Annotated in this window: 11 protein-coding genes; all 11 read right to left on the bottom strand. The window is 39.7% G+C overall.

The annotated features are described in order from the left end of the window. Window positions 1–3: 3 nt before the first annotated feature. Complete coding sequence (locus LC091_RS07070; protein ID WP_226681351.1) at window positions 4–903, bottom strand: helix-turn-helix domain-containing protein; 900 nt, start codon at window positions 901–903, stop codon at window positions 4–6. Between the two features lie 21 nt (window positions 904–924). Next, window positions 925–1,716, bottom strand: a complete 792-nt coding sequence (locus LC091_RS07065) for a DUF3388 domain-containing protein (RefSeq protein ID WP_010193276.1) — start codon at window positions 1,714–1,716, stop codon at window positions 925–927. Between the two features lie 138 nt (window positions 1,717–1,854). Continuing rightward, window positions 1,855–2,112, bottom strand: a complete 258-nt coding sequence (locus LC091_RS07060) for a DUF3243 domain-containing protein (RefSeq protein WP_010193278.1) — start codon at window positions 2,110–2,112, stop codon at window positions 1,855–1,857. Window positions 2,113–2,182: 70 nt separating this feature from the next. Beyond that, entirely contained in the window at window positions 2,183–2,899 is a 717-nt protein-coding gene (gene ymfI, locus LC091_RS07055; RefSeq protein WP_226681350.1) for an elongation factor P 5-aminopentanone reductase, read from the bottom strand. 63 nt (window positions 2,900–2,962) lie between these two features. Beyond that, the gene (yfmH, locus tag LC091_RS07050; protein WP_226681349.1) at window positions 2,963–4,246 is read right to left on the bottom strand and encodes an EF-P 5-aminopentanol modification-associated protein YfmH; all 1,284 of its coding nucleotides are present in this window, start codon (window positions 4,244–4,246) and stop codon (window positions 2,963–2,965) included. A gap of 3 nt (window positions 4,247–4,249) precedes the next feature. Next, window positions 4,250–5,530: an EF-P 5-aminopentanol modification-associated protein YfmF gene (gene yfmF / locus LC091_RS07045; protein ID WP_226681348.1), complete on the bottom strand. Its 1,281-nt coding sequence runs from the start codon at window positions 5,528–5,530 to the stop codon at window positions 4,250–4,252. A gap of 211 nt (window positions 5,531–5,741) precedes the next feature. After that, a complete protein-coding gene (locus LC091_RS07040; RefSeq protein WP_226681347.1) occupies window positions 5,742–6,467 on the bottom strand; it encodes a GntR family transcriptional regulator in 726 nt (241 codons plus the stop codon). 611 nt (window positions 6,468–7,078) lie between these two features. Beyond that, window positions 7,079–9,424, bottom strand: coding sequence for a DNA translocase FtsK (locus LC091_RS07035; RefSeq protein WP_226681346.1), 2,346 nt, complete (start codon window positions 9,422–9,424; stop codon window positions 7,079–7,081). Between the two features lie 110 nt (window positions 9,425–9,534). Then, window positions 9,535–9,747 (bottom strand): YlzJ-like family protein, encoded by a 213-nt coding sequence (locus LC091_RS07030; RefSeq protein WP_226681345.1) that lies wholly within the window; start codon window positions 9,745–9,747, stop codon window positions 9,535–9,537. Next, complete coding sequence (locus LC091_RS07025; RefSeq protein ID WP_226681344.1) at window positions 9,744–10,502, bottom strand: ClpP family protease; 759 nt, start codon at window positions 10,500–10,502, stop codon at window positions 9,744–9,746. Before LC091_RS07025 ends, LC091_RS07030 begins: the two co-directional genes overlap by 4 nt. 140 nt (window positions 10,503–10,642) lie before the next feature. Continuing rightward, a complete protein-coding gene (locus LC091_RS07020) occupies window positions 10,643–12,307 on the bottom strand; it encodes a ribonuclease J (protein WP_226681343.1) in 1,665 nt (554 codons plus the stop codon). Between the last annotated feature and the right edge of the window lie 511 nt (window positions 12,308–12,818).

Raw genomic sequence — 12,818 nt, 5'->3', positions numbered from 1 at the left:
ACTTTATTGTTGACCATTTGATACAAATTTAATAGTGACTCTCTGAGTTGTTACATCATTAACCGGAAAAGGAAATTCAAAAGCTTCGCCGTTAATCTTAATTTTTGTGGCTGGAACCCATCCTACAGTAAAGAGAACTTCCGCTTCTTTTGATAAATCGAGTGTCTCTGAGTCTCCGTCTTTAAGTTCCGTGTTAAGCAACCAACCGTCAGCATTACTTACACCCACCCAAGTATTTCGGCCTTCTGCAGCAATTTCCACTTCAAATTTATCGGTATCTTTTAGTTCCAATGTCGCATTTGGACTGTTTGAACTTACCTCTGTTAAAGTGCCGGTTGTCGGTTTTTCTTCGACAGGTTTTTCTTCCTCTGCTTCATCTGTCGGTTCTGGCGGTTTTTCTTCAGCATCTTCTGTTTCGTTTTCATCCGGGTCTTCATTTTCTGACGTTGCATTATCAATAACTACATTCTTGTTATTCTCCTGAGTGTCAGATGAACTCCCAACCCCCCAGTTCTGAAAAAGTACATAGATGATGGCAACCACTGCAACGAATGCTAAGAACATTAACACTTTTGGGATAAAATTAAATACTTTTGTGTTTTTGGACGACGTTGGAACCTGCTTCCGAGTTTTTACTCTCGACAACTGCGGAATTTCGTCTTTGTCATTTGCAGGAATATCATTTTTGTATTCCTCAAAGATAAGTTCTGGATCAAGCCCTACAGCTTCAGAGTATTGTCTTATAAAAGCTCGGGCATAGAATTGGCCAGGCATGATGGAATAATTGCCTTCTTCTATTCCTATTAAGTATCTTTTTTGTATTTTTGTAACGGTTTGTAAATCTTCTAATGACAAGCCTTTTTCTTCTCTTGCCTGTTTCAGTCTATTACCTAGTTCTGTCAACAATTACACCTTCCAACATTTTTAGAAATCAAAACCCCCGAAAGGATTCTCATCAAACATATTATTTGGTTGCACCACATCATAAGTGATTTCTTCATCTTCATTATTTCTAAGTTCAATAATATAATCGAAATCATCTAGTTTATATTCTGTATTTTGCACGAAAATATCAGGATGTTCAACCACTTTCACAGCAGAAATCCGCATTATTTCACGAATCAGTTGCCAGTGTTTTTCATTTGCCCTTTTGGTTGATACGATACCGTCTATAATAAATAGGTTGTCCACATTATATTCATCTTCTATCAGTTGACTTCGGATGGTTTGTTTTAGCAATGTACTTGATACAAATAACCATCTTTTGTTGGCACATACACTAGAAGCAACGATTGATTCCGTTTTGCCTACACGGGGCATCCCTCTGATTCCAATAAGCTTATGACCGTCCTGTTTGAATAGTTCGGCAAGGAAATCAACCAATAAACCTAATTCATCACGTACAAAGCGGAATGTTTTTTTATCATCAGCATCCCTCTGTATGTATCTTCCATGTCGCACAGCCAGGCGATCGCGCAATTTAGGTTCACGCAACTTTGTAACAGTTATATTATCCATTGTATTTAAGATAGATTCAAGACGGACTATTTGCTCATTTGAATCACTGAGTAAAAGCATTCCCCTTCTTGCATCATCCACACCGTTGATAGTAACAATATTGATGGAAAGCATACCTAAAAGGGACGCGATGTCCCCAAGTAGTCCTGGCCTATTGATATGTATTTCATATTCTAAATACCACTCTTTTTTCTCCATCAAACCCCTTCACCCTCTCTAACTACTCGTTCTGTTGTATGTTACTTCTATCATATCCAATATTTCTTTAATAAGAAAGTAATTACTTAGGAATAATCTCGAATTTTGGCACAAAAAAAAGAGAGGTAGAGGCCTCTCTTAATGCGTTGAGTCGTTTTGAACCAATTTCACCATCATATTGGCAATTGCATGTTGCTCTTCTGGGCTTGCAACTTTCCAAAGGTCAGCTAAAACTCTTTCTTGCGGGTTTTTCGCTTCTACTTCTTTTGCAAGATAGTCACCGATTTCATAAGCAAGTTGAGAAATAGCACCATTGTCCATTCCTTCATGCTCTGCGTGATTCAGACGGTCACCTAAAAAACCTTTCCATTGATCCCAATTATCAAGTACTGACATATTAACTCCTCCTTCCACATTTGTTCAAGAGTTAGTATGCGAAGCTCCTGACTAATTTATTCATTGTGTGTTAATTCCATCCGCCGTTTACTCCTAGTACCTGCCCAGTAATATAAGAGGACTTATCTGAAAGCAAAAAGCTTACGGAGTCGGCAATTTCATACGGTTGAGCTAATCTTCCCATTGGGATATCATCACTTATTTCCTGTTTTTCTTCCTCAGATAAATTGTTCAGCATTTTCGTTGATACCGCTCCAGGAGCTATCGCATTTACTCTAACCCCATTCAAGGCTACTTCTTTGGCCAACGCTTTTACAAAAGAGATTTGTGCACCTTTTGTCATGGAATATAGCACTTCACAAGAAGCCCCTATTTCCCCCCAGATTGAGGACACCACCACAATATTGCCACTTCGCTTGCTCACCATATCTGGTAGAAACGATTGAATGGTTGAATATAATGATGTTATGTTAAGTTGTATCATTTGTTGCTTTGTTTGTCCGTCGATGTCTGTCATTAATCCATAAAAGGTAGTTCCTGCATTATAGATGATGGTATCAATAGCTGTGTAAGTGCTGTTTTTTAGCTTATGCACTCCTTCATCAGTAGACAGGTCTGCTTGTATAGGGATAACCTTTTCCTCTCCAAATTCATTTTGAAGCTTATGTATGGATTGTTTATCATGATTGTAGTGCAGATAGGTTGTGTATCCTTCTTTCAGAATAGTTCTTGCTATTTCTCTTCCGATATCTCCACTCGCTCCAATTAAAAGTGCTGTTTTACTCATGTCTATCATCCTTTATAAAAAGAAGCCGGTTCGTTTAGTCTCGAACCGGACTTCGTTGTATCTTTATTTTGGCACCACTTGGCACGTTGTAAATGCTTCTTCCTTAATAAAGTCGTTTGCAACGGTTTTAAGGTCTTCAAGGGTAATTTTCTCCAGTTGAGGAGTAACCTCAAAAAGATCCATATTATTAAAAGCATAACGGGTAAATTGGTTTGCAATGAATTCTGGTGAGTTAAGTGCTCTTAAGAAAGAACCGATTTTTTTCTTTTTGATTCGTTCAAGTTCCTGTTCTTCAATGGAATCTGGATCAAATTGAAGCAAGATCTGTTGCACTCTTTCTGCTAATTTATCAGGTTCTGACGTGTCTCCGCCAAGCATGGCAAAGCCGAATCCATTTTCTCCAGTATAATCATAAGCAAAAGTTTCATCAATCAGACCGTCATCATAAAGCTTTTGATAGTGGTCAGAACTCTTTCCAAATAAAAGGTCCAGTAAAATATTAACTGTCAGCTCATGCTTAAGAAGTTCCGGCCCTTGTTTAGTTGGATTAGACTCTTTTATCCCTACCATACACTTTGACGTATGGACATTCATCTTTAGAACTTTTTTCTTCTCGTTCACAGATGTTGGTTCTTCATCAAATTGACGTTTTATTTCTTCTTTCTCTTTGAATGTCTTCTTTGCTTGATTACCTTTGATAAATTGCATCATCTCTGATGTATCCATCGGTCCAACAACGAATAAGAGCATATTGCTTGGATGGTAAAACGTTTCGTAGCAAGTGTATAAAAGATCTTTTGTTATTTTGGAAATGGAATCAATGGTGCCTGCAATATCAATTTTAACAGGATGAGTATGGAACATGCTTTCAATCAATCCGAAATAAGCACGCCAATCGGCATTATCCTCATACATCGTGATCTCCTGCCCGATAATTCCTTTTTCTTTTTCCACTGTTTTTTCCGTAAAATACGGTGCCTGCACAAAGTCCATCAAGGTTTCAAGATTTTTTTCTACATTTGAAGTACTGGAGAAAAGATAGGCCGTTCTTGTAAAAGATGTAAAGGCATTAGCGGAGGCCCCTTGTTTACTGAAATCTTGGAAAACGTCCCCATGCTCTTTTTCAAAAAGCTTATGCTCTAAAAAATGAGCGATTCCATCTGGGACAGTTACATAATCGTCTTCCCCAAGTGGTACAAACTTATTATCTATCGAGCCGTATTTGGTCGTAAATGTAGCATATGTTTTATGAAAACCGGATTTCGGCAAAAGGTACACTTCTAATCCATTTTCAAGAGTTTCGTGATATAAGTTTTCTTCTAGTTGTTTAAATTCAATCTTTTCCATCTTTTACGCCTCCTTCCCAGTCAAAAAGTAGGTGGTATCGAGTTCAATCATCTTAGCAACTTCCTGAATTTCCTCTTTGGTAACATTCTCTACCCCTTCAAGGAATGCTTCTATCGGCTTATCAGCTTCTGACACTTCATTATTATACAGGACTTCAATCAATCCTCTTGCTGTATCAATGGTTTCAAGTATTTGATTTTTAATGACAGCTTTCGTCTGGGAAATTTCCCCTTCTGTATATTCCCCTTGCTTCATCGCTTCAATTTGCTGATTAATGATGGTTACCGCTTTTTCGTAATTGGAAAAGTCGATACCGGACATGACAAGTAACAAACCTTTATGACTTTCCACACGTGACGCAGCATAATAGGCCAGGCTTTCCTTCTCCCTCACATTAATAAAAAGTTTAGAATGAGAAAAACCGCCAAAGATACCATTGAAGACTTGCAAAGCATAATAAAGATCATCTTTGAATGTCACGTTTGTTCTATATCCAATATTTAATTTCCCTTGTTTAATATCCTGACGTTCTATGACTTCGTTCGGCTCTTTCATATCTTTATTAGGCTGCTTGATGGAAGAAGTTACTTTGCTTTCCTGGTCAGGTAACACAAAGTACTTTTTAACATATTCGTCTACTTCTTCCTCTTTAATGTCGCCAACGAAATATAGATGGATATCATTGGTTTTCAACATGCTTTGATAATAGTTGTAAAGGGATTCTGATGTTATGGCATCTACTTTATCCTTTTCACCGTTCGCACTTAGGCGGTATGGTTCCTCTGGACACATTTCCTCGATAAGACGCTGGCTTGCATAACGCATTTTATCATCGTATACAGATTGGATTCTTTGTTTTAATGCCCTTTTTTCCTTTTCCACTGTGGCTGTTTTGAAACCATTTCCTTCCTTTACAGGTTTCAATAGCACTTCGCTTAACAGTTCAATCCCTTTTTCAAGGAGTGGTGTGGAATCTTTTAGAAACTTTTCATTGGCAATCTCTAACCTTATGGATATGATGTGATCTTCGCCTTTTTTACTGAGATCGACAGCAAGGCTAGCACCATATAATTCATCTAGATATGCCCTGAATTGCGAAGGTTGCGGATGGGACTCTGTCGCGTTCTGAAGGACATACGGCATAATTGCACGAACCGTTACATCTTCTTCTGATAACGGAGCCTTTACTTTCAAGACAAGTGTGTTCGTCTTGAATTTATTGGTCGGAATAGTGTGAACGTTGATTCCATTTAGCGTGTACGTTCTTTCATCAACTAGTTTCAAGAAATCTCCTCCTTTACTATGATGCGGGCACTACAGATTTTCATCCTGTTAGTTAATCGTATAAAAATATAGACAGTACTATTCTTTCTATAACGTTCAAAAAATAGTCCTAAACCCAATATAACGTTAAATTAGAAAGATTTACAAGTCAGATAGCCCAGGGGAACACTCAAAATAAAAAACACCACGAATTTGTGGTGTTCTGAAATTTCTATGGACGCTTTCTTAAAACATGGAAGCTGAATTTGTCCGCTCTGAAGTAGTTAAGTGAGTATAGAATCGGCTCATCATTTTGATCATAATGCATTTGCTTTAATACAAGCAATGCTGTCTCAGGTTCGCATTCGAGAATCGGTGAAATTTTATCATGGTAACCGATTGGTTCGATATGAGTTACAGCATAAGAAATATATCTACCCGCTTCTTTTTCAAGAAGTTTCAGGAGAGATTCGTTCTTATAAGATTGATAGTCTTCTACAATGGTGGTAGGAATTTTATCAATACAGTAAACAACCGGAAGATCATTGGCGGTTCTTACACGCTCAAAGTGAAGGACTTCCCTGATTTCTTTGTTATTGAATTTTATTAACTCTTCCTCGCTTGGTGTTTCAATGGTGGAAGTTAAAAAGACCGTCCCCGGCTTCATTCCAGCTTGTGAGATCATTTCCGTTACAGAATTTAGCTGTTCGATCCCTGATGAGAATACCGGCTTGGAATTAACAAATGTTCCTACACCGTGTCTTCTGACGACAATATTTTCTTCTTCCAATACACGCAATGCTTCTCTCAATGTTGCTCTGCTAACTCCTAGTCGTCGAGACAATTCGAATTCGGAAGGTAGTTTTTCTTTTTCTCTATACACCTTGTTCTCGATATCTTGCTTTAATTTGTCTACAACTAGTAAATACAAATGTCTGCTGTCTGACCGAATCGTCATAACTGATCCCCCATTAACCGTTTACAAAACACTTTTCATGTTTTCCTATTAATCCAAAATAATATAACACTTTTTAGGGCTAAAATAAATAGAAATTATTGTTTTTTGTCGAAAAAGTAAGCGGTTTATACATATTCCCAATAAAAATGTAGTAGGACCTAAACCTTCTGATCAAATATAATTTTATAATTTCAGCGAATTGGTTGCTCGCCGCTGTTCCTTTCCGCGGGGCGACCTTGAGGCTTCTCGGCAAGCATGTGGGGTCTCAACATTGCCGCTACTCCCCCGCAGGAGTCTCCGCCATTTGTTCCAATCCACAGCTAAAAATAAGAAAAACAAAAAGTTAATGTTTTTTCAGACAACTCGGTTAGATGACTTTTTATAACCCATTAGTTGAATGAAGTCACATAGTTGATTGGAGTGGAAGGCGCGCAGACGCCCGCGGGAGGAAGGGTCAGGTGAGACCCCGCAGGCGAAGCCGAGGAGGCTCACGGACCGCCCGCAGGCAAGCGAAGCGCCTGGAACGGAAATCAACGGTATTGTATGATTTCTTTTTCTTTTCTTAGGAACAGAAAAGACGGCTTTTGATAGCCGCCTTTTCTATTGCTTTTTTATGAACCCACATCTTCACTTTGATTTCCTGATACTAATACAGTACGTGGTTTGCTGCCCTCATAGGGGCCAACTACTCCCCTTACTTCCATGGCGTCGATAAGTCTTGCAGCTCTAGTGTAACCAATGCGGAAACGACGCTGAAGCATGGATACAGAGGCAGTTTGCATCTCTAGAACCAGCTGAACGGCATCATCATAAAGATCATCATTCACATCTTCCACTTCTTCATTGATATCTTGAGGAATCATTTCCTCCTGATATTGCGCCTTCTGCTGATCGATGACAAAGTCTACAATCCGTTCAACCTCTTCATCTGATAGGAAGGCACCCTGAACCCTTATCGGTTTGGACGCGCCAACCGGAAGAAACAGCATGTCCCCTCGTCCAAGAAGTTTTTCCGCTCCTCCCATATCCAAAATCGTTCTAGAGTCTGTCTGTGACGAAACGCTAAAAGCGATCCGTGATGGGATATTCGCTTTAATGACCCCTGTGATAACATCAACAGATGGTCGTTGTGTGGCTATAATCAGATGGATCCCCGCTGCACGAGCCATTTGGGCAAGCCTTGTGATACAGTCTTCCACATCGGAGGAAGCGACCATCATAAGGTCGGCAAGCTCATCGACGATCACCACAATATATGGTAAGGATGGCTGTTTCGCTTCTTCATCCTGATTGTGTCTCTTTATGTAGTCATTATACCCCTCAATATTCCTTGTACCTGTATGGGAGAACAGCTCATAACGACGTTCCATCTCATTTACAACTTTCTTCAGTGCTTGAGAGGCCTTTTTAGGATCTGTTACTACTGGTGCCAAAAGATGAGGTACCCCGTTATACATGTTCAACTCTACCATTTTCGGGTCAATCATCATCATTTTTACTTCATGTGGCTTTGCACGCACCAAAATACTAGTGATGATACCGTTTATACAAACACTTTTACCGCTTCCTGTTGCACCGGCAACAAGAAGATGGGGCATTTTATTAAGCTCTGCCACGACAGAGTCTCCAGAAATATCACGGCCTAAGCCAATCAATAACTTCGCATCCGGTTTTTCGGCCTGTTTGGTATCTAAAACTTCTCTTAGGGATACCATTGCAACTTCATTATTTGGTACTTCAATTCCAATAGCCGACTTACCCGGGATCGGAGCTTCAATTCGTATATCTTTGGCTGCCAGGGCAAGGGCCAAATCGTCACTTAAGTTTACAATCTTGCTGACTTTAACACCGACATCTGGGTAAACTTCATATTTTGTAACAGCAGGACCAAGGTGAACCTTCGTTACTTTTGCTTTCACACCAAAGCTTGCGAACGTTTTCTCTAATTTTCTAGCGTTCTGATAAATGTTCTCATGCTCTGTTGTCTGATGATTGGCAATTGGCTTGTTTAAAAGATCAAGAGACGGAAGAACATATTCTTTATTTTCTACTTCCGTGAAGGCCATAGGACCTGCAATGAGTTCCCCGGCTTCTTCTTGTACAGCCTCTTTGTCATCACTTGTAGTTGCTACAGGTTCCGTTTCAACCTGCTTTACTTCTGACTCTCGGTCGTTAAAAGAAGATATAATAGGCGGAGAGATGATTTCTTCTGAAGAATCTTCCACAACAAGAACTTCTTCTGATTTCTCTTTTTTCTCAGTTTTTTGCTTTTTCTCTTCTGCTTGTTTCTCTTTTTTACGTTTATTACTGTCTTCTTTCCAACCTTTCATATCTTCCATAAAAGCAACCCATTGGTTCTTTGCAAATCCGAATAGGCCTGCAGCAACTTTGATTACCGTGTCATTAAGGGATTTTCCAGTGACTAATATGATACCAATCACGATGAATATCATGGCAATCCACTGTGCTCCTCTTGCATCAAATAGCAGATGGAACAGGGCAAACAATACTGCTCCCATCATACCTCCGCCAAGGTCTGTCGTACTAGTTTCCCCATTGACTTCTAGCCAAAAAAGCTCCCAAGTATTGCCGATAACGGATGGATTAGCAAATGAGCCTCCGCGAGACAACATCCTGAACAGAGTAACATGGCTAAGTAATAAAACAGACATCATGATAACATACACACCAACCAATTGCCTTGAGAAGAAGGTAGGCAACTCTCTTTTCCAGATGATATATCCTGATAAGAGCAATAGCCCAAGAAGCATGAGCATATACCATTCTCCACTAAAAAAACGAAATAATAGAACAAAGGTTTGTCCTACCATACCAAGTTTGGCAATCGCTATACATGTAATGGCCAACATCAGCAGCCCCATTACTTCAAAGGTGACTGTACGTTTCCATTCATCACGGTTTTTGGTTTTTCTTTGTCTCTTTTTTCGTTTTGACATAATTCTCACCTATCTGACCATAATGAGAAGACGAAAGCAGCCAACATATACTGGCTGCTTTTTCCTCTGATGCTTGTATTATATCATAAGCCCTTACTCTTGAAACGGTGTTAAAGAAAATTAATCGTTTGTCCAGGAGAATACTCGCTACTAAGATAATGTGCAGGATCTGTACTTAAGTTCCGGACAATCTGATATGCGTTCATGTCAGTTTGTTGAACTACCAAGGAAACACCGTTAAAATCTATCACACGTTGCTTTTCATACTCTCCATTTTCCACAGGAAAGATTAATTCCTGAGGCATGGTCGTATAGAGAATCATTGCAGCATCTTCCCTTCTTCAGGTTTATCCTGATTCTTCGCCTCAACCATCTCGTTCAGCTTTCGGATTGCTTCTCCTACTCCACCAACTTGATCAATCAATCCGTACTCCACAGCATCTGCTCCAACTACATTGGTCCCAATATCTCGGGTGAGATTACCTTTTGAGAGCATCAATTCCTTGAATTTTTCTTCAGGAATGCCGGAGTTTTTCGTTACAAAATTAATGACTCTATCCTGCATTTTATCGAGGTACTCAAAGGTTTGGGGTACACCGATTACTAAACCTGTCAATCGAACAGGATGAATAGTCATGGTTGCCGTTTCGGCGATAAAGGAATAATCACAAGAAACCGCGATAGGCACTCCTATTGAGTGGCCTCCACCAAGGACGAGTGAGACCGTTGGCTTTGACAAGGAAGCTAGCATCTCGGAAATTGCCAATCCTGCTTCAACATCTCCGCCTACCGTATTTAAGATAACTAACAGTCCCTCGATATTCGGGTTTTGCTCAATGGCGACAATTTGAGGGATGACATGTTCGTATTTAGTTGTTTTATTTTGAGGAGGTAATTGGACGTGCCCCTCAATTTGACCCACTATAGTAAGACAATGTATTTTTGAGTCAGATGGCATTTGTGCGACATTTGTTTGGCCTAGCTGCTGAATTTTATTCACTAAGGAATCCTTCCCTGCATCCTGTTTGTTGGGCTCCCCTTGTGGTTGTTCCGATGACTGGTATGTAAAATCAGACATGCGACAATCTCCTTCCGTCCCTTATAAAATAAGTTTTCTCCAGTATAGTATTGACGCGATGCATTTTTTCATTCGCAATCATTTGAAAAACAAAACCCGCTACATGACATGAACTGCCACATAGCGGGTAAGAAACAATATTACACTTCCATGATAATTGGAAGAATCATTGGTCGACGTCTAGTCTTTTCATATAAGTGCTGGTTTAGGGATTCTCTTATCTTAAGCTTTAGGCTTGACCACTCAAGAATCTGTTCTTTTACAGCATTGTCAAGAATTTCTGTCACGATGCCATTTGCTCTGTCTAAAAGCTCTTCTGACTCCCGCACATAAACAAAGCCTCTTGAAAGGATTTCTGGACCAGCAATAATTTTCTTCTGGCTCTTACTGATGGAAACAACCACAACCATTATACCGTCCTGTGACAATAACCTGCGATCTCTTAATACGATATTTCCGATATCCCCAACTCCAAGACCATCAATTAGAACATTCCCCGCATATACTTTGCCGGCATATTTTCCAGTCCCTTTGTTAAACTCAACTACTTCACCTTTATTCAATAAGAATATATTATCCTTATAAATTCCAACGCTCTCTGCCACTTTAGATAGCGCTCTTTGCATTTTGAATTCCCCTTGGATAGGAATTACATACTTTGGCTTGAGTAAGTTCAGCATTAATTTTAGTTCTTCCTGACAACCATGACCAGATGAATGAATCTTCTTTTGGCCATAAATGACAACTGCTCCGGCTCTGTATAGCTTGTCAATTACTTTAGCTACCGTTAATTCTGTACCAGGTGAAGGGGAAGCTGCAATCATAACGATGTCTTGATGTTTGATTTGAGCATGTTTATGCGTACCTTTGGCCATTTTTAAAAGGGATGACATAAGTTGAGAGTGCGTCCCAATCGTAAGAACAACTACATTATCATCGTTTAGGTTGCCAAGTTCATTCACAGGTACAAGCAGGTCATCGGGTATGTGTAAATAATCTAGTTCTGTTGCAATCGTGAAATTTCGATCTGTAGGATGAGACACGACCACAAGCTTCCTCTTGCTGTCTACAGCAGCCTGAACAATTTGTTGAATTCGTCCGACATTGGTAGATAGGCAAGCAGCAAATACGCGGCCTTTTGCATTATACGTTACATCCGCAATCTCTTGTTTAACAACGGATTCGGATATGGTATATCCCGGTTTTTCTGCATTGGTGCTATCTGAAAGGACACATAGTACACCTTTGTTTCCAATTTCCGCTATTTTTCCCAAATCTGCATTCTTTGATAACTGGGATTGATCGAATTTGAAGTCACCTGTATGAACGATGGCGCCTTGTGATGTGTGAAAGCAAATGCCGACTGAATCTGGAATGCTATGGTTTGTTCTAAAAAAAGTAACTGTCGTATGAGGCAATTCTAAGACAGTACTGTCATCCACTTCCTTAAACTCCACTTGCCCTTTAGATCCTAGCCCGTTCACAAGTTCTTTTGCAAGTGCCAAAGTAAACTTGGTTCCATATACAGGAGCTTTTAATTTCCTAAGGATATATGCAAGTCCGCCCATATGCTCTTCATGCCCATGTGTGAGGAAGATCCCCTGAATCTTGTCCTTATTATCCTCAAGATAGGTGGTGTCTGGAATTACCATATCAATACCAAGCATCCCATCTTCCGGAATCATGACACCTGTGTCCATGATATAAATGGAATCTTCTATTTCTATAACGTACATATTTTTGCCGATTTCCCCGATCCCCCCGAGGGCAAACACTTTAAGTTTCTCTATCTGTGGTGTATTCACTTTTTAACCTCCTATATATCTGTAAAACGAATTATGACGATAATGCACGCTTTGCATCAAGAGATCTATTAAATTTTCAGCTACCTAGTGCCAAATCAATATCCGCTCCATGTCATTTGAAATTATTATAACGTATGAAAGAATTGGAATACAAGAAATATTATAATAACTGGAATTTAATGGATCACAAAAGAAAAACCGGGTAAACCGCCCGGTCCTTTTTTAGTTGCTTCGTTATGCACCGCTGTTGATTTCCGCAAATTGCTTCGCTTTCCTAGGGGCGCTGCTGGAGCCTCCTCGGCAAGCCTGCGGGGTCTCCACCTAGCGCTATCTCCCTCAGGAGTCTTCGCCTTTTGCTCCAATCAACAGCTATAGATTACTAGAACAAAACGTTAGAGCTTTTATAGTTAACTCAAGTAAAAACCTCTTTTTGGACCCTTAGGTGAAGAATTCAACAGTTTTTATTCTTACTAAGGGCTTCATATTGGCGATGAGGACCTCTCTACTCCTT

Origin of the sequence: Sutcliffiella horikoshii (genome assembly GCF_020524325.1) — a bacterium.
Taxonomy (GTDB): Bacteria; Bacillota; Bacilli; order Bacillales; family Bacillaceae_I; genus Sutcliffiella_A; species Sutcliffiella_A horikoshii_D.
This window is presented reverse-complemented; position numbering and strand designations above follow the sequence as displayed.

What these genes read in the sequence shown, in the direction of transcription:
- LC091_RS07065 (WP_010193276.1), bottom strand. Translation starts at nt 1,716, where the DNA reads ATGGAGAAAAAAGAGTGGTATTTAGAATATGAAATACATATCAATAGG.
- LC091_RS07060 (WP_010193278.1), bottom strand. Translation starts at nt 2,112, where the DNA reads ATGTCAGTACTTGATAATTGGGATCAATGGAAAGGTTTTTTAGGTGAC.
- ymfI (WP_226681350.1), bottom strand. Translation starts at nt 2,899, where the DNA reads ATGAGTAAAACAGCACTTTTAATTGGAGCGAGTGGAGATATCGGAAGA.
- yfmH (WP_226681349.1), bottom strand. Translation starts at nt 4,246, where the DNA reads ATGGAAAAGATTGAATTTAAACAACTAGAAGAAAACTTATATCACGAA.
- LC091_RS07040 (WP_226681347.1), bottom strand. Translation starts at nt 6,467, where the DNA reads ATGACGATTCGGTCAGACAGCAGACATTTGTATTTACTAGTTGTAGAC.
- LC091_RS07035 (WP_226681346.1), bottom strand. Translation starts at nt 9,424, where the DNA reads ATGTCAAAACGAAAAAAGAGACAAAGAAAAACCAAAAACCGTGATGAA.
- LC091_RS07030 (WP_226681345.1), bottom strand. Translation starts at nt 9,747, where the DNA reads ATGATTCTCTATACGACCATGCCTCAGGAATTAATCTTTCCTGTGGAA.
- LC091_RS07025 (WP_226681344.1), bottom strand. Translation starts at nt 10,502, where the DNA reads ATGTCTGATTTTACATACCAGTCATCGGAACAACCACAAGGGGAGCCC.